The organism is Oxalicibacterium solurbis, assembly GCF_014635845.1.
In the GTDB taxonomy this organism is placed as follows: Bacteria; Pseudomonadota; Gammaproteobacteria; order Burkholderiales; family Burkholderiaceae_D; genus Oxalicibacterium; species Oxalicibacterium solurbis.
This window is the reverse complement of sequence record NZ_BMDP01000001.1, coordinates 703,706-729,095: the sequence shown is the minus strand read 5'-3', so window position 1 is coordinate 729,095 and position 25,390 is coordinate 703,706. Positions and strand designations below refer to the sequence as shown.

At 61.0% G+C, this 25,390-nt stretch carries 19 protein-coding genes; 14 read left to right on the top strand and 5 right to left on the bottom strand.

Features of this window, described 5'->3' with window-relative positions:
• The first annotated feature begins 33 nt into the window (after positions 1 to 33).
• From IEV40_RS03470 to IEV40_RS03440, 7 genes are all read left to right on the top strand, one after another.
• On the top strand, positions 34 to 759 hold the full coding sequence (locus IEV40_RS03470) for a 16S rRNA (uracil(1498)-N(3))-methyltransferase (RefSeq protein ID WP_188419548.1): 726 nt from the start codon (positions 34 to 36) through the stop codon (positions 757 to 759).
• Between the two features lie 88 nt (positions 760 to 847).
• On the top strand, positions 848 to 1,825 hold the full coding sequence (locus IEV40_RS03465; protein ID WP_188419547.1) for a bifunctional riboflavin kinase/FAD synthetase: 978 nt from the start codon (positions 848 to 850) through the stop codon (positions 1,823 to 1,825).
• 63 nt (positions 1,826 to 1,888) lie between these two features.
• Positions 1,889 to 4,765: an isoleucine--tRNA ligase gene (gene ileS, locus IEV40_RS03460; RefSeq protein WP_188419546.1), complete on the top strand. Its 2,877-nt coding sequence runs from the start codon at positions 1,889 to 1,891 to the stop codon at positions 4,763 to 4,765.
• A 123-nt stretch (positions 4,766 to 4,888) separates the two neighbouring features.
• The gene (lspA, locus tag IEV40_RS03455) at positions 4,889 to 5,380 is read left to right on the top strand and encodes a signal peptidase II (protein ID WP_188419545.1); all 492 of its coding nucleotides are present in this window, start codon (positions 4,889 to 4,891) and stop codon (positions 5,378 to 5,380) included.
• Positions 5,381 to 5,435: 55 nt separating this feature from the next.
• Complete coding sequence (coaBC, locus tag IEV40_RS03450) at positions 5,436 to 6,632, top strand: bifunctional phosphopantothenoylcysteine decarboxylase/phosphopantothenate--cysteine ligase CoaBC (RefSeq protein ID WP_188419544.1); 1,197 nt, start codon at positions 5,436 to 5,438, stop codon at positions 6,630 to 6,632.
• A 41-nt stretch (positions 6,633 to 6,673) separates the two neighbouring features.
• Positions 6,674 to 7,123, top strand: a complete 450-nt coding sequence (dut, locus tag IEV40_RS03445; protein WP_188419543.1) for a dUTP diphosphatase — start codon at positions 6,674 to 6,676, stop codon at positions 7,121 to 7,123.
• 32 nt (positions 7,124 to 7,155) lie between these two features.
• Positions 7,156 to 8,226: a M48 family metalloprotease gene (locus tag IEV40_RS03440; protein ID WP_188419542.1), complete on the top strand. Its 1,071-nt coding sequence runs from the start codon at positions 7,156 to 7,158 to the stop codon at positions 8,224 to 8,226.
• A gap of 116 nt (positions 8,227 to 8,342) precedes the next feature.
• Here IEV40_RS03440 and glnE read toward each other — a convergent pair whose 3' ends face one another.
• Positions 8,343 to 11,051, bottom strand: a complete 2,709-nt coding sequence (gene glnE, locus IEV40_RS03435) for a bifunctional [glutamate--ammonia ligase]-adenylyl-L-tyrosine phosphorylase/[glutamate--ammonia-ligase] adenylyltransferase (RefSeq protein WP_188419989.1) — start codon at positions 11,049 to 11,051, stop codon at positions 8,343 to 8,345.
• 277 nt (positions 11,052 to 11,328) lie between these two features.
• Between glnE and IEV40_RS03430 the strand changes: the two genes are divergently transcribed.
• The 4 genes from IEV40_RS03430 (at position 11,329) to aroG (ending at position 19,117) form a co-directional block, all read left to right on the top strand.
• The gene (locus IEV40_RS03430) at positions 11,329 to 15,387 is read left to right on the top strand and encodes a YhdP family protein (protein ID WP_229723931.1); all 4,059 of its coding nucleotides are present in this window, start codon (positions 11,329 to 11,331) and stop codon (positions 15,385 to 15,387) included.
• 3 nt (positions 15,388 to 15,390) lie between these two features.
• Positions 15,391 to 16,200 carry a carbon-nitrogen hydrolase family protein gene (locus IEV40_RS03425; RefSeq protein WP_188419540.1) on the top strand — a complete coding sequence of 270 codons (810 nt, stop codon included), beginning with the start codon at positions 15,391 to 15,393 and terminating at the stop codon, positions 16,198 to 16,200.
• Between the two features lie 101 nt (positions 16,201 to 16,301).
• Positions 16,302 to 17,762 (top strand): metalloprotease TldD, encoded by a 1,461-nt coding sequence (gene tldD, locus IEV40_RS03420; RefSeq protein WP_188419539.1) that lies wholly within the window; start codon positions 16,302 to 16,304, stop codon positions 17,760 to 17,762.
• A gap of 287 nt (positions 17,763 to 18,049) precedes the next feature.
• The gene (aroG, locus tag IEV40_RS03415; protein WP_188419538.1) at positions 18,050 to 19,117 is read left to right on the top strand and encodes a 3-deoxy-7-phosphoheptulonate synthase AroG; all 1,068 of its coding nucleotides are present in this window, start codon (positions 18,050 to 18,052) and stop codon (positions 19,115 to 19,117) included.
• 70 nt (positions 19,118 to 19,187) lie between these two features.
• Here aroG and IEV40_RS03410 read toward each other — a convergent pair whose 3' ends face one another.
• Both IEV40_RS03410 and IEV40_RS03405 read right to left on the bottom strand, forming a co-directional pair.
• The gene (locus IEV40_RS03410) at positions 19,188 to 19,787 is read right to left on the bottom strand and encodes a retropepsin-like aspartic protease family protein (protein ID WP_229723930.1); all 600 of its coding nucleotides are present in this window, start codon (positions 19,785 to 19,787) and stop codon (positions 19,188 to 19,190) included.
• Positions 19,788 to 19,904: 117 nt separating this feature from the next.
• On the bottom strand, positions 19,905 to 20,390 hold the full coding sequence (locus IEV40_RS03405) for a YajQ family cyclic di-GMP-binding protein (protein WP_188419536.1): 486 nt from the start codon (positions 20,388 to 20,390) through the stop codon (positions 19,905 to 19,907).
• Between the two features lie 108 nt (positions 20,391 to 20,498).
• Here IEV40_RS03405 and murB point away from each other — a divergent pair, with 108 nt between their 5' ends.
• From murB to IEV40_RS03390, 3 genes are read left to right on the top strand one after another with little or no spacing between them, the layout of a single operon-like run.
• On the top strand, positions 20,499 to 21,539 hold the full coding sequence (gene murB / locus IEV40_RS03400) for a UDP-N-acetylmuramate dehydrogenase (protein WP_188419535.1): 1,041 nt from the start codon (positions 20,499 to 20,501) through the stop codon (positions 21,537 to 21,539).
• Between the two features lie 8 nt (positions 21,540 to 21,547).
• On the top strand, positions 21,548 to 21,859 hold the full coding sequence (locus IEV40_RS03395; RefSeq protein ID WP_188419534.1) for a DUF1294 domain-containing protein: 312 nt from the start codon (positions 21,548 to 21,550) through the stop codon (positions 21,857 to 21,859).
• A gap of 43 nt (positions 21,860 to 21,902) precedes the next feature.
• Positions 21,903 to 22,205, top strand: a complete 303-nt coding sequence (locus tag IEV40_RS03390) for a hypothetical protein (protein ID WP_188419533.1) — start codon at positions 21,903 to 21,905, stop codon at positions 22,203 to 22,205.
• Positions 22,206 to 22,277: 72 nt separating this feature from the next.
• Here the strand turns inward: IEV40_RS03390 and IEV40_RS03385 are convergent, their stop codons facing one another.
• Positions 22,278 to 23,588 carry a histone deacetylase family protein gene (locus IEV40_RS03385; protein ID WP_188419532.1) on the bottom strand — a complete coding sequence of 437 codons (1,311 nt, stop codon included), beginning with the start codon at positions 23,586 to 23,588 and terminating at the stop codon, positions 22,278 to 22,280.
• Between the two features lie 12 nt (positions 23,589 to 23,600).
• Positions 23,601 to 25,277 (bottom strand): hydantoinase/oxoprolinase family protein, encoded by a 1,677-nt coding sequence (locus IEV40_RS03380; protein ID WP_188419531.1) that lies wholly within the window; start codon positions 25,275 to 25,277, stop codon positions 23,601 to 23,603.
• Between the last annotated feature and the right edge of the window lie 113 nt (positions 25,278 to 25,390).

Here is a 25,390-nt window from a genome sequence, read left to right as displayed (position 1 = left end):
TCCTAACCATTACGAACTGTCCACGGACTTTACATGCCCCGTTTTTACTGCCCGCAATCGCTCGCCCTCGGCACCGTCGTCACGCTGCCGGAGGCTGTCGCACGTCATGTTCAGGTCGTGCGTCTGGCGGTTGGCGACCGCATTACGCTGTTCAACGGCGAGGGCGGCGAATATACGGCCACGATTTCCGTCATCGAAAAAAAGCGCGTGACGGCCGAAATCAAGCTGTTCGAACCGCATGAGGTCGAATTGCCGTACGCGATCACGCTGGCGCAGGCGCTGCCGGAAGCGTCCAAGATGGACTGGATCGTCGAGAAGGCGGTCGAACTGGGCGTGCATGCGATCCAGCCGCTGGCATCGCAACGCTGCGTGGTGCGGCTGTCCGCCGAGCGTGCGGAAAAACGGCTGCAACATTGGGTGGGCATTGTCGTCGCCGCATCCGAGCAGAGCGGCCGCAACCGGCTGGCGACGGTGGCTGGACCGGTCGATTTCACGCAATGGATTGCGCAGCAGGATCTGCATCCGCGCATCATGCTTAGCCCGCGTTCCGGGCAGTCGCTATCGGACTGGGCGCGCCATCATCCGCCGCAATCGGTGGCGCTGATGATCGGCCCCGAAGGCGGTTTCACCGAACAGGAGGAAGCGCAGGCGCAGGCCAAGGGTGTGCTGATGCTCGGCATGGGGCCGCGCGTGCTGCGTACCGAAACCGCCGGACTGGCGGCGGTGGCGGCGCTGAATGCGGTCTGGGGCGCGCTGTAAGCGGCGCATCCACCGTCCGGAGCAGGGTGAAAGCATCTATAATTCAAGGTTTTGCGACGGTTTTCCCGTCAAATCCATACACGATTCGATGAAGGTATTTCGCGGACTTCCCAATGCTGCGTCGCGCGCGCCCTGTGCGCTGGCGATCGGCAATTTCGACGGCGTGCATCGCGGCCATCAGGCGCTGCTGGCACGCCTGCGTGAAGTGGCGTCCGGCATGGGCATCGAATCTGCGGTGATGACGTTCGAGCCGCATCCGCGCGAATTCTTCGCGGCGCGCGCCGGCGATCCGTCGCGTGCGCCGAAGCGCATCGCCAGCCTGCGCGACAAGCTGGTATCGCTGTCGCATGCCGGCGTCGATCGCGTGATCGTCGAGCATTTCAACGAACATTTCGCCGCGCTGCCGCCGCAGGAATTCGTCGAACGCATCCTGGTGCAGGGATTGCACGTGAAGTGGCTGATCGTCGGCGAGGATTTTTGCTATGGAGCCAAGCGCGCCGGCAACGTGCAGACGCTGATCGAGGCAGGAAGGCAATACGGCTTCACCGTCGAGACGCAGCCGACCGTGACCAACGATGGCTTGCGCGTATCGTCGTCGGCGATCCGCGAAGCGCTTGCCGATGGCGATTTCGTCCGTGCCGAAGCCTTGCTCGGCCACCCGTATTCGATTTCCGGCCATGTCGTGCACGGCAAGAAGCTGGGACGCACGATTGGCTTTCCGACGCTGAACCTGCGCGTGGCGCACAAGCATCCGGCAGTGTCCGGCATCTACGTTGTGCAGGTGCGCGGTCTGGAAGACACGCCGCTGCCGGGCGTGGCCAGCATCGGCGTGCGGCCGACGGTGGACGACAGCGGCCGCGTGCTGCTGGAGACGCATCTGTTCGATTACAACACGTCGTGCTACGGCAAACGGGTGCGCGTGGAATTTTTGAAGAAGCTGCGCGATGAGGAAAAGTACGTGGACCTGCCGACGCTGACCGCTGCGATCGAACGCGATGCCGAGCAGGCGCGCGCGCATTTCCGCCAACTGGCTGATGCCGCGACGTCCGCCACCGACCGAATTTGACGATCGAACGCTTTCATCCATTCGTTCGTTCGATCCACAGAATCCCAGAAAAAGAAACTTTCCATGTCCGACAAGCCAAACAAACCGGCCGACAAGGCAGCCAGCAAATATCCGGTCAACATGACCGATACGGCGTTCCCGATGCGCGGCGATCTTGCCAAGCGCGAGCCGCAATGGGTCAAGCAATGGCAGGAACGCAAGATCTATGAAAAGATTCGCGCCGCGTCGAAAGGCCGCCCGAAATTCATCCTGCATGACGGCCCGCCGTATGCGAACGGCGACATCCACATCGGTCACGCGGTCAACAAGATCCTGAAGGACATCATCGTCAAGTCGAAGCAGTTCGACGGCTACGACGCGCCCTACGTACCGGGCTGGGATTGCCACGGCATGCCGATCGAGATCCAGATCGAAAAGCAATACGGCAAGAACCTGCCGACCGATGAAGTGCTGAGCAAGGCGCGTGCCTATGCGAACGAACAGGTCGAACGCCAGAAGAAGGATTTCATCCGCCTCGGCGTCCTGGGCGAGTGGGACAACCCGTACAAGACGATGAACTTCGGCAACGAGGCCGACGAAATCCGCGCGCTCGGCACGCTGATGGAAAAGGGTTACGTCTATCGCGGTCTGAAGCCGGTCAACTGGTGCTTCGATTGCGGCTCCGCGCTGGCGGAAGCGGAAGTCGAATATCAGGACAAGCGCGATCCGGCGATCGACGTCGGCTTCCCGTTCGCGGAACCGGAAAAGGTCGCGAAGGCGTTCGGCCTGCCGAAGCTGCCGGTCGACAAGGGTTACATCGTCATCTGGACCACGACGCCGTGGACGATCCCGTCCAACCAGGCGCTGAACGTGCATCCGGAACTGCGCTATGCGCTGGTCGAAACGTCGCGCAACAATGCGCCGCTGCTGCTGATTCTCGCCGCCGATCTGGTCGAGGAAGTGCTGAAGCGTTACGGCTTCGAAGGCAAGGTCGTCGCGACCTGCGACGGCGCGGCACTGGAAGGCATTCGCTTCAAGCATCCATTCGCCGATGTCGATCCCGGCTACAACCGCACGTCGCCGATCTATCTGGCCGACTACGTTGCCGCTGACAGCGGTACCGGCATCGTGCATTCGGCGCCGGCGTATGGTGTGGACGATTTCATCTCGTGCAAGAAGCATGGTCTGCGCGACGACGAAATCATCGCGCCGGTGATGGCCGATGGCAAATACGCATCGTGGCTGCCGCTGTTCGGCGGCATGACGATCTGGGAAGCGTCGAAACCGATCTGCGCCAAGCTGGACGAAGTCGGTTCGCTGTTCAAGCTGGTGATGTTCGATCACAGCTACATGCATTGCTGGCGCCACAAGACGCCGATCATCTACCGCGCGACTTCGCAATGGTTCGCCGGCATGGACGTGATGCCGAAAAACCAGGGCGCGACCTTGCGCGAAACCGCGCTGGCCGCAATCGAGGAAACGCAATTCTTCCCGAACTGGGGCAAGGCGCGCCTGCACGGCATGATCGCCAACCGTCCCGACTGGACGCTGTCGCGCCAGCGCCAGTGGGGCGTACCGATGGCCTTCTTCGTGCACAAGGAAACGGGCGATCTACATCCGCGTACGCCGGAACTGCTGGAACAGATCGCGCAGCGCGTCGAGAAGGAAGGCATTGAAGCGTGGCAGTCGCTGGACCTGAAGGAATTGCTGGGCAGCGACGCCGATCTGTACGTGAAGAATCGCGACACGCTGGACGTCTGGTTCGATTCCGGTTGCACGCACCAGACGGTCTTAGGTGGACCAAAAGGACAGGGTTCGCATGGAAAAGAACTGGCGTTCCCGGCCGACCTGTATCTGGAAGGCTCGGACCAGCATCGCGGCTGGTTCCATTCGTCGCTGCTGACGTCGTCCATGCTGAACGGCCGCGCGCCATACAAGGCGCTGCTGACGCACGGCTTCGTCGTCGACGGCGAAGGCAAGAAGATGTCGAAGTCCAAGGGCAACGTCGTCGCGCCGCAGAAGGTCTCCGATTCGCTGGGCGCCGACATCCTGCGCCTGTGGGTTGCGGCGACCGATTATTCGGGCGAACTGTCGATCTCCGACGAAATCCTGAAGCGCGTGACGGAAGCCTATCGCCGCATCCGCAACACGCTGCGCTTCCTGCTGTCGAACACGTCCGACTTCGATCCGAAGAAGGATCTGGTCGCCGTCGACGACATGCTGGAAATCGACCGCTATGCGATCGCGCAGATGGCCGAGCTGCAGCGCGAACTGGTCGAACATGCGCGCGCATACGAATTCCATCCGGTCGTGTCGCGTCTGCAGGGCTATTGCTCGGAAGACCTCGGCAGCTTCTATCTGGATATCCTGAAGGATCGCCTATACACCAGCGGTGTGACCTCGCATGCGCGCCGTTCGGCGCAGAGCGCGATCTGGCACATGACGCATTCGCTGCTGCGCCTGATGGCGCCGATCCTGTCGTTCACGGCGGAAGAGGCGTGGGCCGTATTCGCCGGCGACGAGGCGGGCGATACCATCTTCACGCAAACGAACTATGTGTTGCCGCCGGTGTCCGATGCTGCGACATTGCTGCAGAAGTACGCAGCGCTGCGCACGATCCGCGACGACGTGATGAAGCAGTTGGAGGAAGTACGCGGCACCGGCGCGATCGGTTCGTCGCTGCAGGCTGAAGTCGAATTGAAGGCCAGCGGTGACAAGTTCGATCTGCTGAACGGTCTGGGCGACGATCTGAAGTTCGTGCTGATCACGTCGCAGGCGAAAGTCAGCAAGGTGGCATCGGAGCAGGAAGAGGGCGTGGTCGTCACGCCGTCCGCCGCGCAGAAATGCGAACGCTGCTGGCACTATCGTCCGGCTGTCGGCACGCATGCCGATCATCCGGGCCTGTGCGACCGTTGCGTGGACAATCTGTTCGGCAGCGGCGAGGCACGCCGTTTTGCCTGATTGCCGGTGTAATTGCAAACGTAATTACGGACGTAATTGCATCAATGATATTTAGCGTGCAATGCAAACGCGGTTCCGCTCCATGCGGAACCGCTTCCCCTGACATCGCAACGAAAACAATCGATGGCTAAGAAAATCTTCGGCAATTCCTGCAACATGGCGCCCTGGCTCGGCATTGCGGCGATCGTGGTCCTGATCGATCAGATCACCAAGATCGCGATCGAACGCCTGTTCTTCTACGGCGAATCGCACACGGTCACGTCGTTCTTCAACCTGGTGCTGGTCTACAACAAGGGCGCGGCGTTCAGTTTCCTCGCCACCGGCGGCGGCTGGCAACGTTACTTCTTCACGGTGATGGGTATTGCCGCGGCGCTGTTCATCGTCTGGCTGTTGCATCGGCATGCCGGCCAGCGTCTGTTCAGCTGGGCGCTGGCGCTGATTCTCGGCGGTGCGGTCGGCAACGTGATCGATAGGTTGATTTACGGCCACGTCATCGATTTCCTCGATTTCCATGTCGGCGGCTGGCACTGGCCGGCCTTCAACATCGCCGACAGCGCGATCTGCATCGGTGCAATCCTGTTCATTTACGACGAATTGCGCCGCGTCGGCAAATAGCGGGCAGTGGAGCTGAACTGTTACACTAGCCCGCGACATCTTCCAGGAGTCTTCGATGGATCTTGCCGGTAAAAAAATCGTGCTGGGACTGACCGGCGGCATCGCCTGCTACAAGGCAGCCGAACTGACGCGCGCACTGGTCAAGGCCGGCGCGTCGGTGCAGGTGGTAATGACGGATGCGGCCACGCACTTCATCACACCGGTCACCATGCAGGCACTGTCCGGCCGGCCGGTCGTCACCGACCAGTGGGATGCGCGCATCGACAACAACATGCCGCACATCGACCTGACGCGCGACGTCGATGCGATCGTCATCGCGCCGTGTTCCGCCGATTTCATCTTCAAGCTGGCGCATGGCGCCTGCGACGATCTGCTTTCTACCTTGTGCGTGGCGCGTCCGATGACGCTGCCGCTGATGGTGGCGCCGGCGATGAACGTCGAGATGTGGCAGAACCCGGCCACGCAGCGCAATGTCGCGCAACTGAAGAACGATCGTATCGCCGTGCTCGGCCCCGATGCCGGCGAACAGGCTTGCGGCGAAACCGGCATGGGCCGCATGCTGGAGCCGGCACAGTTACTGGAAGAAATCGTCACCAGCTTTCAGCCGAACCTGCTGGTCGGCAAGAGCGTGCTGATTACCGCCGGCCCGACCTTCGAACCGATCGATCCGGTGCGCGGCATCACGAATCTGTCGTCGGGAAAGATGGGTTATGCAATTGCCCGCGCAGCGCGTGAAGCCGGTGCCGACGTGACGCTGGTATCCGGCCCGACTGCGCTGGATGCGCCGTACGGCGTGCACCGCATCGGCGTGCAGACGGCGGAACAGATGCACGATGTCGTGATGTCGCGCATCGCAGCGCAGCACGTGTTCATCGCGGTGGCTGCGGTGGCGGACTGGCGCGTGAAGAACGCCAGTGCACAGAAGATCAAGAAAGACGCCGATGGCAAATCGCCGACGCTGGAATTCGAGGAAAACGCCGACATCCTCGCCGCCGTCGCTGCATTGGACAAGCCTCCTTACTGCGTCGGTTTCGCTGCCGAATCGGAAAACCTGATCGAATTCGGCGAAGCCAAGCGCAAGAAAAAGAATATCCCGCTGCTGGTCGGCAATATCGGTCCGCAGACTTTCGGTCGCGACGACAACGAACTGATGCTGTTCGATGAAAAAGGCCATCTGCCGTTGCCGCATGCCGACAAGCAGACGCTGGCGCGCCAGTTGATCGCCGAAATTGCACAGCGCCTGCCGGACTGATCGTCACGAATCCATTTCACGTATTTCCACAAATTCCCTACATGAAGAATATCGACGTCAAAATCCTCGACCCTCGCATGAAAGAACAACTGCCTGCATATGCGACATCGGGCAGCGCGGGCCTGGATCTGCGCGCTTGCCTCGATGCGCCGCTGGTGCTGAAGCCGGGCGAGACGCATCTGGTGCCGACGGGTCTCGCGATCCATATCGCCGATCCTGGCTATGCGGCAATGATCCTGCCGCGCAGCGGCATGGGCCACAAGCACGGCATCGTGCTTGGCAATCTCGTCGGGTTGATCGACTCCGATTATCAGGGTCAGCTGATGGTCTCGACATGGAACCGCGGCCAGACCGAATTCACGCTGAATCCGATGGAGCGTCTGGCGCAACTGGTCATCGTGCCGGTGCTGCAGGTCGGCTTCAACATTGTCGACGATTTCGATGCCAGTTCACGTGGCGCCGGCGGTTTCGGCAGCACCGGTAAACACTGAAACGGCAAATACTGATTCACCAGGAGAAATCCATGCAAGACCTGCTTCGTCCCTTCCTGTCTTCCCTGAAACACGTTCCGGTGCGCATTGGCCTGTTGTCTGCAGCTGCAATGCTGGCAGGATGCAGCACGGTGCCGCTGGATGCACCGGGCGGTACTTATGCCGGCAGCGGCGAGTCGGCGCAAGTACAGGCGCTGCGTACGATCACGACGCAGCAGGATCGCCTGTACCGTGTCGCTGCGCCGCTGCTGGTCAACAACACGCCGCTATGCAAGGGCAATGTGCGCAACCTGATCGGCTTCAGTGCGAAGAACAAGTATTCGTATTCGGAAGACTACGTGGCAGCCGCCAGCGCGCTCGGCTATGAAGAACGCCTGCAGGTGACCGGCGTGCTGAACAACAGCGGTGCGGCGCGTGCCGGTGTGCGGCGCGGCGATCTGCTGACATCGGTGCAGGACCAGCCGATGCCGCAGGGACCGAATGCCGAACGCCAGGCTGCCGCCGTGCTCGGCCCGCTGGTGGGGCGTTTGTCCAGCGTCAAGCTCGGCCTGCAGCGTGATGGCAATCCGCTGACCGCGAATGTGCCGCTGACGCAGGCTTGCGGCTTCGGTATCGAACTGGGCAACGTCGACAACGTCAATGCCTATTCGGACGGCCGTCGCGTGCTGATCACGCGCGGCATGCTGAATTTCGCGCGCAACGATACCGAGCTGGCGTACGTGATGGCGAAGGAACTGGCGCATACGGCACTGGGACATCCGACGCGCCAGCAGATGAATGCCACGATCGGCGGCATCATCGACAACATGATCCGCGTGACGCCGGATACCGCGCCGTTGAGCGGCACGGCCGGCGTGAAGGCGATGCCGCAGGAACTCGACGAGGCCGCCGATACGCTGTCGCTGTACATGCTGGCGCGTGCCGGCTACAGCATCGACGGCGCGGCCGCGTTCTGGCAACGCCTGGCAAGCCAGTATCCGGCCAGTGTGTTGAACGGTTATACGGCAATCCATCCGGATACCGATGCACGTCTTGCTGCGATCCGGAAAGCGACGAATGAAATCAAGGCCAAGCAGAGTGCGAAGAAAACCTTGATGCCGTGATAGCCCGGGCAATCCGGACTATCCGGATTGTCCGGTTCACCGCATGCTAAAAATGCTGTTCGAAAAAAAGCCGTCCGAAGAGGACGGCTTTTTTCATGAAGATGCGGTTGGCGTGATCAGCCGAATACCTGCTGCCACAGTGTCGTGACGGCACCGGTTTCCGCTACCACCTTGTCCTTGTCAACGCGTGCGCGTTCTTCGCCTTGCAGCCGGATATGGTGCTGCATGCGGCGGAAAGTGCGGTAGGCATCGGCGCATTGTTCCGACAGGTCACGTGCAATCAGTCCCAGTTCTCCGCACAGTTTCAGCAGTGCGATATTGCCGATGTCGCCGGTCAGTCGCGGCTGATCGGCGGCATGGCGCAGCACCAGATACTGGACGATGAATTCGATATCGATCATGCCGCCGGCATCATGCTTGAGGTCGAACAGCTGTGTGCGGTTCGGATGCGCGTCGTGCATCTTCTTGCGCATTTCCAGTATGTCCTGTTTCAGCTTGCCGTCGTCGCGTGACTGGCACAATACCTTTTCGCGGATCGACTCGAACCGCTCGCCGATGTGGGTGTCACCGGCGCAGAAGCGGGCGCGCGTCAATGCCTGGTGTTCCCACAGCCAGGCGGACTGGGTTTCGTATTTCTCGAACGAGGCGACTGTCGTGACCAGCAGGCCGCTGGCGCCGTCGGGCCGCAGCGCGGTATCGATGTCGAACAGGATGCCGGCCGGCGTGTGCGACGTCATCCAGGTGATAAAGCGTTGTGCGAGCTTGGCGTATAGCGCCGGCGCATCGGGATGATCGTCGTCGTACAGGAAGATGACGTCGAGATCGGAGGCGTAACCGAGCTCCTTGCCGCCCAACTTGCCGAAGGCAATCACGGCGAATTGCGGCACATCGCGATGGCGGTTGGGCAGCATCTTCCAGATTGCGTTCATCGTCAGCGCGACTAGCCGGTCGGCCAGATCGGACAGATGATCGGCCAGGCGTTCGACGGTGAGGTCGCCGACCAGATCCTGCGCCAGCAGGCGGATCAGTTGTGCGTGGTGCATCTCGCGCAGGATGTCCATCTGTCGTTCGGTATCGCCCGGCACTTCATCCAGCTGGCGCTGGCAATTCTGCACGAAGGCGCCCCAGTCGGGCGCGGCCTTCAGCGTGCGGTCGTCCAGGAGTTCGTCGAGCAGCAGCGGATGGCGCGTCAGGTAGGTGGCGGCCCAGTTGCTGGCGGCGATCATGCGGATCACGCGTTCCAGCGCGTGCGGATATTCGGTCAGCAGCGCCAGATAAGCGGCGCGACGTGCGATCGCTTCCAGGAAATCGAGCATGCGGCCGAGCGTGGCGGCATGGGTTTGCGTGACTTTTGCGATGAGGGGCAGCGCGGCGTTGACGAGGGCAACCAGCTTGTTGCGGCTGGCTTCCGGCAGTGACTGCAGGCGCGGGGAATGCCAGGTGGCGAGCATGCGGCGCGCGGCTTCTTCCGGATGGTCGAAGGCCAGCGTCTGCAGGAAGGCGGCGATTGCTTCCTCGCTGTCGGAGGCGGACAGCACGGCATGCAATTCCGCGCTGACTTCGGCCTGTTGCTGTTCGCTCTTCCGGTCGTCGAAGATTTCGTCGAACTGCAGGGCGACCAGCGCACGCTGCTCTTCCAGCGTGGCCAGCAGCGCAGCGGTGTCGGCATAGCCCATCATCCGCGCGACGGTCAGCCTGTCGTCTTCGTTGGCGGGCAGCGTGTGCGTCTGCGCATCGTCCAGATACTGCAGCCGGTGCTCCAGATTGCGCAGGAAGGTGTAGGCGTCCAGCAGCTGGTCGACGATCTCGGGTTTGAGCAGCTGCTTTTCCGCCAGCGTGCGCAATGTATGGCGCGTCGAGCGGTCGCGCAGTACGGCGTCGCGTCCGCCGCGGATCAGCTGGAACACCTGCGCGATGAATTCGATCTCGCGGATGCCGCCGCGGCCGAGCTTGACGTTGTTGCTGCGGTCCGGATGGCGCGCTTCCTGCCGCGCGACTTCGGCGCGAATCTGCGCGTGCATGTTGCGGATCGCATCGATCGAGCCGTAGTCGAGATAGCGGCGATAGACGAAGGGGCGCACGATCTGGTCCAGCGCGGCGATGTCGTCCGGATGGCCGGTCAGCGCGCGTGCCTTGACCCAGGCGTAGCGCTCCCATTCGCGGCCTTGCACGATCAGGTATTCCTCGACCATGTTGAGGCTGGCGGCCAGTGGCCCGGACGCGCCGTTCGGCCGCAGCGCCATGTCGACGCGGAAGGTGAAGCCGTCTTCGGTGATTTCGGACAGCGCAGCGATCAGCTTGCGGCCGGTGCGGACGAAGAATTCATGGTTGGACAACTGCTTCTGCTCGGGCGAGGTCGTCGCTGTTTCGCCGTCTTCCGGGTAGACGAAGATCAGGTCGATGTCGGACGAGACGTTCAGTTCGCCGCCGCCGAGCTTGCCCATGCCGAGCACGATCATTTCCTGCGGGCGGCCCGATTCGGCGCCGATAGGCGTGCCGTGCAGCGCGATCATGTCGGCGGTGACGGCGGCCAGTTGCTGCTGCACGGCGAAGTCGCCGAATGCCGTCATCGTGTCCAGCACTTCGGCCAGATCGGCATGGCCGCTCAGATCGCGCCGGATCAGCGTGCAGATCACCAGGTTGCGCAAGCGGCGCATGGCGGCCGGCAGCGCGGTGCCGGCGGCGGTCTCCTCTTGTAAAATCCGAGCGAAAACTTCGGCGTTCAGGGATAATCTGCCGGTTTCGGCCACCTTTTGCGCGCGCGATGCATCGGCATTGATCCATCGGGTGTAGAACCGCGAGGCGGAGATGTCGGATTGGGGCATGTTCGTCAAGATTGGGTTCCAGAATTGTCGAAAGACGGATGGTTTGTCGCGGCGATACCTGAGATCGATGATTGAGATACTTGAACCAAGCCGTCTCGATGTTGTCAGCACCGAGCAGTGCGCCGAATTTATTCTACGCGATGTCGACCTACCGACTCTTTGATTAATGCCTACCGAGCAACGCCAACCCGAACGGATTTCTCTGGCTGACAGGCTGCAGACAGGCTGGCGTTCTCTCCACATGTCCTGCAGTCGACTGGGCAGCATAGGATGTCACATGCTGAAGTGGCTGTTGCGGTTAGCGATCGTTTTCTATTTCATCTTCTGTGCGCTGTTCCTGACGCTGCGCTATGCGGTATTGCCGCAGATTGCCGATTACCGTGTCGATGTCGAACAGGTGGCGGCGCATGCGCTGGGACGCCCGGTGACGATAGGCGCCATCGCCGCATCCTGGCGCGGCCTGCAGCCCGAACTCGCGCTGAGCGATGTCGCCATTTACGACAAGAACGGCAAGCCTGCGCTGCAATTGCCGGCAGTATCCGCCACCGTGTCATGGTGGTCGCTGCTGGCGGTCGATCTGCGGCTGGATCGGCTGGAGATCGACCGGCCGGACATGGATGTGCTGCGCGATGCAGACGGCAACTTCTACGTGGCCGGCTTGCCGCTCGATCTGAAACAGAGCAGCGACGGCCGTGCTGCCGACTGGGTGCTGTCGCAGCAAGAAATCCGCATCCACGGCGGCCGGCTGCGCTGGAAGGACGATCTGCGCCAGGCACCGGAGCTGCAGCTGAACGATGTCGACATCGTGCTGCGCAACAGCGGCAACAGTCATCGTTTTGCGTTGCATGCGACGCCGCCCGAAGCGATTGCCGCGCCGCTGGACGTGCGCGCCAGCTTCGATCATCCCTTGTTTGCCGACAAGATTTCCGATGCGACGCAATGGACCGGCGAGATCTACGCCGATCTGCGCAACACCGATCTGGCCGCATGGAAGACCTGGCTCGACTTTCCGTTCGATCTGCAGGCAGCCAGAGGATCGGTGCGGGCCTGGCTGGCCTTCGATCATGCGCGCGTGGCCGATCTGACTGCCGATCTGTCCTTGTCGGACGTTCGGCTGCAATTGCGCCGCGATCTGGCGCCGCTGGACCTGATCAGTGCCAACGGTCGCGTTGCAGTGCGCGAATCGCTGGACGCGGCAGCTACCGGCCTGCCGACTTTCGGCATGCAGGGCCACACGATCGCCGTCACCGACCTGACGCTGCACGGGCGTGACGGGTTGATATTGCCGAAGACCACGATGAGCGAACGCTATGTGGCGGCGAAGAACGGCAAGCCGGCGCTGACCGAGGTGCAGGCGACCTTGCTCGATTTGCGCGCGCTGGCCGATTTCGTCGGCCGCCTGCCGTTGCCGGTCGAGCAGTTGCGCCTGCTGGAGGATTTTTCTCCGCGTGGGCAACTGAAGAACTTTTCTGCGCAATGGCAGGGCGCATATCCGGACATTCAGTCCTACAAGGTCAAGGGCGATTTCATCGGACTGGCGCTGAATGCGCAGCCGGCGCGCGCGGCACGGCCGGCGACCGCCCACAGGCCGGCGCAGGCTGCGGTGCCGGCGATTCCCGGTTTCGAAAACCTGAGCGGCCATATCGATGCCAACAGCGAAGGCGGCGCATTTGTGCTGGCATCGAACAACGTGAAGTTGTCGCTGCCGACCTATTTCACCGAGCCGGAAGTCTTCTTCGATGCGCTGAAGATGGATGCGAAATGGGATTTCCGTCCGAACGATCAATTATTCCTCGACGTGCGCCGGCTCGATGTGGCGCAGGGCGGATTGAACGTTTCGCTGTCCGGCACGCATCTGATGCCGCTGGATCGCAAGGGGCATGTGCCGGGCGTCATCGATGTCAGCGGCAATATCGACGGGCTGGAATTGAACCGCGTCGGCGATTATCTGCCAACGGCAATGGATGCCGACGTGCGCGACTGGCTGACCGGCGGACTGGTCGGCGGCACCTTGCGCGACGGCCGCATCCGCATCAAGGGCGATCTGGCGCAATTCCCGTTTCATACCGCCAAGCCGAACGACAAGCCCAAGGGCGAATTCACGTTCAGCGGCCGTATCGACGACGGTGCGCTGAACTATGCGCCGGATGAATTCGGCCGAGACGGCCAGATGCCGTTGTGGCCGATCCTGGACAAGATCAAGGGCACGATCCGCTTCGACCGCACGCGCATGGAAATCCTGGCTGACAGCGGCCATACGCACGGCGCGACGGTTTCCGACGTGAAGGCCGTGATTCCCGATCTGTTGTCGGACAACCTGATGCTGGAAATAGATGGCGATGCTTCCGGCACGCTGCAGGATCTGGTGCAGTACACGGTGGACAGCCCGGTGGCAGGATGGATAGGCCACTTCACCGACGAGACGAAGGCGACCGGCGATGCCGCGCTGGGCCTGAAGCTGCGCCTGCCGCTGAATCATCTGGACGATGCCAGGGTTGAAGGCCGCCTGAAGTTCGCCGGCAACGGCGTGACATTGATGAATGCGATGCCGCAGATGACGCAGACCGGCGGCGTGGTCGCTTTCAACGAAAAGGGCGTGACGCTCGAAGGCGTGAAGACGAATTTCCTCGGCGGCCCGTTGACATTGAGTGGTGGCTCGCAGAAGGACGGCAATATCCTGATCAAGGCCGATGGCAGCCTGACAGCCGCCGGCCTGCGCAAGAGCTATGCGTCGCCGGCGATGCAGAAGTTTGCCGATCGCATCAGCGGCAGCACGAAGTTCACGGCGGCGGTGGCAGTCAAGGGCAAGCTGGTCGACGTGACGGTGGAATCCAACCTGCGCGGCCTCGGTCTCGATTTCCCGGCGCCGTTGCGCAAGGCGGCGCGCGATGCGCTGCCGCTGAAGTTCGCACAGAGTGGTGTGGCTTCCGACAACGCGGCGCTGTCGCGCGACACGATACAGATTTCGCTCGGCAGCATGATCGCTGCCAGCTACCAGCGCGAACGCAATGCAAACGATCCGGCTGCGAGCTGGCGCGTGGTGCGCGGCGGTATCGGCGTCAACGTGCCGCCGCCGATACCAGATGACGGCCTGATGGCCAACGTCAACATGCGTTCGCTGAATGTGGACGACTGGCTGGATCTGACTTCGTCATTGAGCGATACGGCGAAAGGCGGCAAGAAGGCGGCACCAGACGGACCGGACGTGGCGCAGTATGTAGAGCCGAATGTGGTGGCGGTGCGCGCCACCGAGCTGTACCTGCTCGGCAAGAAGATCGACAACGTCGTGGTCGGCGTGTCGCACGATGAAAACACCTGGCAGGCCAATATCGATTCGCAGCAGGCTTCGGGTTACCTGACGTGGGTCGAATCGTCGTCGGGGCGCGGCCTCGGCAAGGTGACGGCGCGGCTGGCATCGCTGGTGGTGCCGAAGTCCGCCAGTTCCGATGTCAAGACCTTGCTGGCCAATACCGACAAGACGACCGAGATGCCGGCGCTCGATATCGTCGCCGAGGATTTTCAGTTGTTCGACCGCAAGCTGGGCCGCCTCGAACTGCGGGCGCATTATGTGCGCGCAACCGAGGGCCGCGAATGGAAGATACGTAATCTCGCCTTGAAGAACACGGATGCGACGTTGAACGCAAGCGGCAGCTGGCTGGCGAAGAACGGCAGCAATATTTCCAGCCTCGACTACAACCTGGACATTGCCAACGCCGGCGGCCTGTTGAACCGTTTCGGCTTCGTCGACGTGGTGCGCGGCGGCAAGGGCAAGATGAGCGGTGCGATCAACTGGAAAGGATTGCCGTTTTCCATCGATTTTCCGACGCTGTCGGGCAACCTCGATCTCGACATCAGCAGTGGCCAGTTCCTGAAAGTGGAACCGGGTGCGGCCAAGCTGCTCGGCGTGCTGAGCCTGCAATCGCTGCCGCGCCGCCTGACGCTGGATTTCCGCGATGTGTTCTCCGAAGGGTTTGCATTCGACGGCATCAACGGCAACGCGCAGATCGCCAACGGCGTCGCACACACGGACAACCTGAAAATGCGCGGCGTCAGTGCTACTGTATTGATTACGGGCTCGGCCGACATCGACAAGGAAACGCAGGACCTGAGCGTGGTCGTCGTTCCGGAGATCAACGCCGGTGCTGCATCGGTCGCCTATGCGCTGGCCGTCAATCCGGTGATCGGTGCCGGTACGTTCCTGGCGCAGTTGTTCCTGCGTGCACCGCTGGCGAAGGCATTCACGTTCGAATATGCGATCACCGGGCCGTGGAGTGATCCGAACGTCGTCAAGGTCGAACGCAAGACGGAAATTGCACCGACTACACCGGAGGGATGAACCATGCATGATGCTGTCACCCGGATTGCCGCAATACAAATGGTGTCGACGCCGGTTGTCGAAGAAAACATTGCGACCGCGACGCGTCTGATCGCGGAAGCGAAGCAGCAGGGCGCGCAACTGGTGCTGTTGCCCGAATACTGGCCGGCGATGGGCATGCGCGAGACAGACAAGATTGCATTGGCAGAACAGGTCAGCGGCGGGCCGATTCAGGAATTCATGGCGCGTGCAGCAAAGGACTTCGGTATCTGGCTGATCGGCGGCACGTTGCCGATGGTCGCATCGTGCGCGGACAAGGTGCTGAACACGACGATGGTCTATGGCCCTGACGGCCAGCGCGCGAAGCGCTACGACAAGATTCATCTGTTCAGCTTCACGAAGGGCGAAGAGTCCTACGACGAGGCGCGCACTATCGTGCAGGGTAGCGAAGTGGCGAGTTTCGATGCGCCGTTCGGCCGCGTCGGCCTGTCGGTCTGCTACGACCTGCGTTTTCCGGAGCTGTATCGCGCGATGGGCGATTGCACATTGATCGTGGTACCGGCCGCGTTTACTTATACGACCGGCCGCGCTCACTGGGAAATCCTGCTGCGCGCTCGTGCTATCGAGAACCAGTGCTACGTACTGGCAGCCGCGCAGGGCGGCCGCCACGTCAACGGCCGCACGACATGGGGACACAGCATGCTGATCGACCCGTGGGGCGAGATCGTCTCCGTCTGTGCCGAGGGCGAAGGCCTTGCAATCGGCGACATCGATCCCCAACATCTATTGCGTATCCGCGAAAATCTACCGGCGTTGCGCCACAGGAAACTGTAGTGCGACACCCGTTCCGGAGTCGATCCGGCGGATGTTCTACAATGCATGATCCGAATCCCGAATTTATCCTGTGCGCGATTTGACTGCGCCACCGAAAGCCCATGACGCCATTCGAACCCAATCTGAAAACACTGGCTGCCGCGCGCGACATCCTGTTGACGCCATTCGGCCTCGACGAATCCGTGCTGCTGAAGACGCTGGGCACGATGTTCACGCATCGCGTCGATTACGCCGACCTGTATTTCCAGTTCACCAAGAGCGAAGGCTGGAGTCTGGAGGAAGGCATCGTCAAGACCGGCAGCTTTTCGATCGACCAGGGCGTCGGCGTGCGCGCGGTGTCGGGCGACAAGACCGCGTTCTCGTACTCCGATGAAATCTCCGAGCGTGCCTTGCTCGAAGCGGCGACGGCCACGCGCACGATTGCGCGCCAGGGCGCCGGCAAGATCAAGGTTGCGTCGGCGATCCAGCCAAGCGGCGGCCGTTCGCTGTATCTGCCGAACGATCCGTTGACGTCGCTGGATGCCACCGAAAAGGTCAAGCTGCTGGAACGCATCGAACGCATCGCGCGCGCCAAGGACCCGCGCATCGTGCAGGTGATGGCGGGACTGGCAGGCGAATACGATGTCGTGCTGGTCGTGCGCAGCGACGGCGTATTGGCGGCGGATATCCGTCCGCTGGTGCGTCTGTCGATCACGGTGATTGCCGAACAGAATGGGCGTCGCGAAATGGGCACCAGCGGCGGCGGCGGTCGTTTCAGCTACGGTTACTTCAGCGATGAACTGCTGGAAAAATATGCGAGCGAGGCGGTGGCTTCGGCCTTGGTCAACCTGGAAGCGCGTCCGGCTCCGGCCGGCCCGATGACGGTCGTGCTCGGCCCTGGCTGGCCTGGCGTGCTGTTGCACGAAGCGATTGGCCATGGCCTCGAAGGCGATTTCAATCGCAAGGGTTCGAGTGCGTTTTCCGGCCGTATCGGCGAGCGCGTCGCGGCCAAGGGCGTTACCGTCGTCGATGACGGCACGATCGCCGATCGCCGCGGTTCGCTGAACATCGACGACGAAGGCAATCCGACGCAGTGCACGACGCTGATCGAAGACGGCATCCTGAAAGGCTACATCCAGGACACGATGAACGCGCGCCTGATGAAGATGCCGGTGACCGGCAATGCGCGCCGCGAATCGTATGCGCACCTGCCGATGCCGCGCATGACAAATACCTACATGTTGGCCGGCGACAAGGAGCCGGAAGAAATCCTCGCGTCGGTGAAGAACGGCTTGTACGCGGTCAACTTCGGCGGCGGTCAGGTCGACATCACGAACGGCAAGTTCGTGTTCTCGGCCAGCGAAGCCTACATGATCGAGAACGGCAAGCTGAGCTACCCGGTGAAAGGCGCGACGCTGATTGGCAACGGTCCCGACGTGCTGAACCGCGTGGCAATGATCGGCAACGACATGCGTCTGGACAGCGGCGTCGGCGTCTGCGGCAAGGAAGGACAGAGTGTGCCGGTTGGCGTCGGCCAGCCGACGCTGCGGATCGACGGCGTGACGGTAGGCGGCACGGCCTGATCGTCTGTTGACAATCAGGTCATTGTTGCCGCTTACGCCACGAAAGCAACGCCAAACTTGCCAAACCCGGCCGATTGCTGCAATATTGTTTGGAAATCTCGTTTTTTCGGTACTGAAATGACCTTTTTGCGCTTTTCGTTTTACTTTTACTTTAGCTATTCCAGCCCGATGGCGGTGGAGAAGCGGTAAGCGCGCAGACTGAAAAAGCTTAAACCGAATATCTGACAGAACCGCCAGCGATGGCGGTTTTTTTGTTTCATCGAAAAGTTTTGATTGGAGAAGAAACCATGCCGCGCACCGACGATTTACGGATCCGAGAAATGAAGGAACTGACTCCCCCCTCGCATTTGATTCGCGAGTTCGCCTGCTCCGAAAAGGCAGCGACCACTGCAGCCAATGCGCGCACGGCATTGCATCGCATCCTGCACGGTCAGGACGACCGCTTGATGGTCGTCATCGGCCCGTGCTCGATTCACGACACCAAGGCGGCGATGGAGTACGCGAACCTGCTGGTCAAGCAGCGCGAGCGCTTCGCCGGCGAGCTGGAAATCATCATGCGCGTCTACTTCGAGAAGCCGCGTACGACGGTCGGCTGGAAGGGCCTGATCAACGATCCGTACATGGACAACAGCTTCCGCATCAACGACGGCCTGCGCATGGCGCGCGAACTGCTGCTGAACGTCAACGAACTCGGTCTCCCGGCCGGTACCGAATTCCTCGACGTGATCAGCCCGCAGTACATCGCCGACCTGATCAGCTGGGGCGCGATCGGCGCGCGCACGACCGAATCGCAGGTACACCGCGAACTGGCGTCCGGCTTGTCGTGCCCGGTCGGTTTCAAGAACGGCACCGACGGCAACGTCAAGATCGCAGTCGACGCGATCAAGGCCGCATCGCAGCCGCACCATTTCCTGTCGGTGACCAAGGGCGGCCACTCGGCAATCGTGTCGACCAGCGGCAACGAGGATTGCCACGTGATTCTGCGTGGCGGCAAGGCACCGAACTACGATGCAACCAGCGTCGACCAGGCCTGCAAGGACATCGCCGCAGCCGGCCTCGCATCGCGCCTGATGATCGATACCTCGCATGCGAACAGCTCGAAGAAGCCGGAGAACCAGATTCCGGTCAACGCCAATATCGCCGAGCAGATCGCTGGCGGCGAAACACGCATCGTCGGCGTGATGGTGGAATCCCATCTGGTCGCCGGCCGCCAGGATCTGATTCCGGGCAAGGAACTGACTTATGGCCAATCGGTCACCGATGGCTGCATCAACTGGGAAGACAGCCTGGGCGTGCTGGAAACGCTGGCAGCGGCAGTCAAGCAGCGTCGCCATGTGAAGGATCCGGATGCGTGATGACGGTGATGTTTTGCCATGAAAAAAGCCCCGGTATGTCGGGGCTTTTTATTTTTATTTTGTGAAGCGATCAGTATCTTTTTGTCAGCACCATTTGTTCGCCATCACGTCGCATTTCCATGCGACGCAGGAAGGACATGCCGAGCAGGACGACCGGCAGGCCGCTTTCCTGCACGACGCCATCCACCTGGTTCAGCACGATGTCGCCGACTTTCACGGTATCGAGCTTGACCTGATAGGCACGCACCGTGCCGTTCGCGGTATTGATGAAGACCGGCCGGCCTTTGGTGTAATCGATGCCGAGGCGCTGCGCATCGGAAGCAGGCAGTGCAACCATCGATGCGCCGGTATCGACCAGCATGCGCAGCGTGCCGCCGTTGATCTGGCCCTGCGCAACGAAATGCCCGCGGCCGTCGGCCTGCAATGTGACGCTGGAGACGGCGGATGGCGCGATGCGGCTGACGTAGCCGCCAAGGTCGATCGTCTGGCGTTTGCCGTTCGCATCGAAGACGGCGCCGTGCTTGCTGACGGAAACCAGCTTGATGCCGCTGGCGACTGTGTTGCCGACCGAATACGTCTTCGGCATGCCGCCGTCGATGACCAGCACCGCCTTGTCGGGAAAGACGCCGACGACGCTGATGTCCGCAGCAAAAGCCTGCAGCGAAGTCATGCAAAGTGCGCACGCAAACAGACGCATGTTCATCGAATGATCTCCGCGAAGTGGTTGGCGGCCGGGGCCGTCGTCGAGGCCGTCAGTGGAAATTGCAGGTGGCGGTGCGGGTAGCGATCAATCGCGGAAGTTGTTGAATTCCAGCGGCAGGTCTTTCACTTCCTTGCGCAGCATCGCCATCGTCGCCTGCAGATCGTCGCGCTTGGCGCCGGTCACGCGTACTGCATCGCCCTGGATGCTGGCCTGCACCTTCATCTTGCTGTCCTTGATGATGCGCACAATCTTCTTGGCATCTTCGGTCTCGATGCCGTTCTTGACCTTGATCACCTGCTTGACCTTGTCGCCGCCGATCTTCTCGATCTTGCCCAGATCGAGGAAACGCACGTCGACGTTGCGCTTGGTCATCTTGTTCGTCAGCACGTCGCGTACCTGGCCGAGCTGGAATTCGGAATCGGCATAGGCAGTCAGATCGCGTTCCTTTTGTTCGACGCGTGCATCGCTGCCCTTGAAGTCGAAGCGGGTGGAGATTTCCTTGTTGGCCTGGTCGACGGCATTCTTGACTTCGACCATATTGGCTTCGGAGACGGTATCGAAAGATGGCATGTTAGTGATTCCTCTGTAGATGGCGCAGCCGCAGGAGGCGGCCTGTTGACGGGCCATTCTAGCGGACAAAAAACCGGGTGAACAGTCGCGCGATTATAATCGCCGGCTATGGCTGATTCTCTTCCCGTTCGGACCGCTGTACAGACCGATTTCCCGTTGCGCGCGCTGAACACATTCGGCGTCGAGGCGACGGCGCGCGCCTATCTGCCGGTGACGGATGTCGCGCAGCTGAAGGCCGTACGTCGCGATCCGGAGCTTGCCGGCTTGCCGCGCCTGGTGCTGGGCGGCGGTTCCAACATCCTCTTGACGCGGGATTTCCCCGGCCTCGTGCTGCACATGCAGTCGAAAGGGATGGAAGTCACCGGTGAAGACAACGATGCGACCTATATCCGCGCCGCTGCCGGCGAGAACTGGCATGGTTTCGTGCAGTGGACGCTGGCACACGGTTTCGGCGGGCTGGAAAACCTGTCGCTGATTCCCGGCAGCGTCGGCGCCGCGCCGATCCAGAACATAGGCGCCTACGGCATCGAGATCAAGGATCGCTTCCATGCACTGACGATCTTCGATTTCGAAACCGGTGAAACCGCCGTCCTCGACAAGGCCGCCTGCGCATTCGGCTATCGCGACAGCGTGTTCAAGCACGGCTTGCGCGAACGGGCCGTCGTGCTGGACGTGACGTTCGCGTTGCCGAAGCAATGGCAGGCGAATAAGCGGTATGCCGACGTTGCGCAGGAACTGGCGGTGCGCGGCATTGCCGAACCGACGGCGCGCCAGATCGGTGATGCCGTCATCGCGATCCGCACCCGCAAGCTGCCCGATCCGGCGGCAATCGGCAATGCGGGCAGTTTCTTCAAAAACCCGGTCGTGACGGCAGTGCAGCGCGATGCGCTGCTGGCGCAATATCCGCAACTGGTCAGTTATGCGCAGCCGGACGGCAGCTACAAGCTGGCAGCGGGCTGGCTGATCGATCAGTGCGACTGGAAGGGAAAGACTGTCGGTGCGGCCGGCGTACATGATTTGCAGGCGCTGGTGCTGGTCAACCGCGGCGGTGCCAGCGGCCGCGAGATCGCACAGCTGGCGCAAGCGATTCGTGACGATGTCGAACAGCGCTTTGGTATCGTGCTCGAGCCAGAACCTGTTTTCCTATAACCGCTGCGATGCGTTGGTATGTAGCTACTTGGCTGCTGGTGCCGGCGGTATATGGCGTTCTGAGCCTGATCAGCTTCTCGGTTTACGCCAGCGACAAGCGTGCGGCGTGTCGTGGCGAACGCAGGATTGCCGAGCGCACTTTGCATCTTGTCGATCTGATGGGCGGTTGGCCCGGTGGATGGTTGGCGCAGAAGAGCTTGCGTCACAAATGCAGCAAGCGCTCGTTTCAGAAAATCTATTGGGTAACTGTTGTGCTGCACTGCGCGATCGTGGGATGGCTATTGGCGCCAAGCATGGCGAGACTGTTTGGCGCGATATGATCTAGAATTTCTGCTTCCAATTATGCCCAACGAAAAATATCTGATGACGAGCACCGATGCAGGGCAATTTCGCAGTGTTATGACTTTCCTGTTCCTGATTGCGTGCCTTATGTTTTATTTTGCGTTCGATACTTGGTATGACGAGACGCTTGCATGTCGATCATCTCGAAGCATTTGCATGTTAAGCCAGATGATTTCAGACCTGACCGGCATCGAACTGCGCAAGGTGACTGCACAAGTTTGGGCGGCGTTCGGTCTGACCATGTTTTTCATTATCTTTCTTGTTTTCCGTGATCGCCGCAAAAAAGAACAAAGAAAGGGAGTGCAAATTCAGCGTATGAAATAGAGCGTGCGACGCTCTGATCGAGAATAAAAAAGCCCGGTCTCCAAACCGGGCTTTTTTGTTTTACTGAATGCCTTACTTGGACAGATAGCGGTCGTTGTCCTTGTCCTGCAGGAATACCTGCGTATATTCCCCGCGTCCGGTTTTCGCCTTCTCGTATTCCGCTTCACCATGGCTGCGGCAAGCCGCGCATGCGTAACGCGGGATCTGCACGGCCAGGATATGGCTGCGCGTATCTTCGCATTGCGAATCGATGACGACCGTGCCGCCGCATTCCGTGCACGAACGCACGGTTTCGTTGATGTGTTCGCGGATACCGGCAGTGTCGTAATACACGTCCTGGCTGCGTTGATGGAATTCCTGCTGCGGATACACCTGCTCGCGTAGCGCTTCCCGATTGTTCCAGTGGTAGAAGGTCGCGTCCTTCAGCTTTTCCAGATACGCGCCGATCGCAGCCGGCTGCTTCTGGTCTTCCGCGTCGTAGTCCGGTTCCTTGATGTGGCTGAAATCCATGCCGGCCATCGCCAGGATGATGCCGGTGTTGATGTAGGGCAGCGCGGTCTCGATCGAATAGCCGCCTTCCAGCACGGCCAGATCGGGCTTCAGGCGCTGGTTCAGCACCGCGTAGCCGTGCGCGGTGAATTTCATGTTGGTGATCGGATCGGAATAGTGGTTGTCCTGGCCGGCCGAATTGATGATCAGGTCGGGCTTGAACTCTTCCAGGATCGGCATCACGATTTCGTCCAGCACGTACAGGAAGCCTTCCTCGCAGGTGTCCGGCGGCATCGGCAGGTTGATCGTGGTGCCGAAGGCGTTCGGCCCGCCCAGTTCGCTCGGGAAGCCGGAACCGGGGTACAGCGTGCGACCATCCTGATGCAACGAAATGAACAGCGTGTTGGGATCGTGCCAGAAGATGTCCTGCGAGCCGTCGCCGTGATGGCAATCGGTATCGACGATCGCGATTTTCTTCACGCCATACTTGTGGCGGATGTACTCGACCATGATCGCTTCCATGTTCAGCGTGCAAAAGCCGCGGCTGCCGTGCACTACGCGGAAGGAGTGGTGGCCGCAGGGGCGCACCAGTGCGAAGGCGTTATCGACTTCCTTGGTCATCACCTTGTCGGCCGCAGTGATGCAGCCGCCGACGGCGATCAGGTGCGAAGCATGCACGATCTCGTCGATGCCGGGTACGCAGAAATGCACGCGCTGGATGTCTTCCTTGGTCGCGAGTCCGGGCTTGAATTCCTTGATGTTGTCGAAGTCCAGCAGGCCTTCCTCGAAGACCTGATCCTGCGTATAGAGAAGACGCTCTTCACGCTCCGGATGCGTCGGCGAAATTGCGTAGTCGAATGCCGGGAAAAATACCAGTCCTGTCTTGTTCGTCACGATGGGCCTCTCTCAAACTTGTGCGGTGTTGCTGGGTTCGTGCTTGATCAGTCCGGGCTTGATCTGCAGCCGGACACGGATGTTCTTGCCGGTGGTCGAATAACCGTGGATCACGTTGAACGACTGGCAGTCCGCGACTTCGACTTCCACATCTTCGTCCTGCGCGCCTGCGGCCCTCGCGATTTCGATCAGCCGTTCGCGGCCGATGTCCACCACGTCGTCGACCGTGGTGCGCGAGGAAATCCGCACCTTCTTGCCGTCTTCGGCGAAGGTCAGTTCCTGCGATTCGGTGTCGGCCAGGATGTTCAGTTCCACTGTAGTACGAGCGGTTGCTGCACCGGTGGCATTGATGACGTCCGAGTTCTCCGGCACGACGGCCGGCATCACCAGCAATTCGCCGATCTGGTCTGCCACATAGGGCGCCGGTCCGCCGACGGCGATCAATTGCTGAGGATTCAGCGTCTTGCCTTCGAGCAGTTCGTGGATCGTGTAGACCGGCTTGCTGTTGACCTCGGCAATCATCTGCTGAACTTTGGCGGCAATGCTGGCGCACATGGTATCGATGACAGCCTGTGCGACCTGTTGTGGCGTCTGCTTCAGTTCTGCTGCCAGGCCTTCCATCGCGCGCAAGGCCTTGGCCTTGTCGCCGATGCTGGCACGTCCCAGCACGATCAGCGCATCGGTCGGCGTCGGTACCGGGCCGTCGAAAGCCATTGCCGCGCCTTTGCGTTCCGGGCCGACCTGCAATTTTCCATCGACGACCTGCACGTGGCTGTCGCCGCCGAGCGCCATCGAATGCGTGAGCAGGCCGCGGATCAGCGTCTTGTGGCCTTCAATCTCCACGCCTTTCGGTTCCAGCAGCGGCGCGCCGTCGGCGAACAGTGCGATGTCGGTGGTGGTGCCGCCGATGTCGATCGAGACCGAATCGCCGTTCTTCGAAACGAAGGGCAGCACGCCCATGATGGTGGCGGCCGGCCCGGACAGGATGGTCTGCACCGGGAACAGGCGTGACTGTTTGACGCCGATGGTTCCACCGTCGGCCTTCAGGATGAACAACGGTACATCGGCGCCGAGTTCGTGCAGATAGCTTTCCAGCTGAGCGATCATGCGGCTGTGCAAACGCCAGATCGCGGAGTTCAAATAAGTGGTGGCGATGCGACGCGGGAAATTCAGCACGCCCGACTGGTGATGGCCGAGTGACACATGCGTGGCCTGATCGGCGAAGAAGGCGCTTACTTCCTGCTCGTGCACGGGATTGCGCGTGGAGAATTTGCCGATGATGGCGAGATTGTCGATCTTGTCGTTGCCGAACTGCTGCTTCAATGCTGCCAGTTCCTCTTCGTCAATCGCTTCCGCTTCGATGCCGCGGTGGTTCATGTAGCCGGCGATGAAATGTGCCTGATCGAACAGTGGCAGATCCCTGGGCGATACGCCGGGGCCGTTCATCACGATCAGGCCGACCGGTTCGAGCTGGTTCTGCGCAACCGCATTGGTGGAAATCGTGGTGCTGAGCACGATGCGCTTCAGCTTCCTGATATCGTCCGGCGTCACAACGGCCTGGGTTGCGCGCATCACGCAGCCGAGAATGTCGTTCTTGTCGGTCAATACTTTGGATTTGCGGATGATTTTGCGGTCCTGCATCAATACCGAATCGGTATGCGTGCCTCCCACATCAATGCCAAGGATCATGCTTTTCCTTCCCGGGAAGAAGAGACGGCGACTGCCGTGAGCGGGCAGAAGCGTGCTGGGTAAATCAACTTTGGACGGGCCGGCAATATCCGGCCTTCAACAGCGTTCATTAT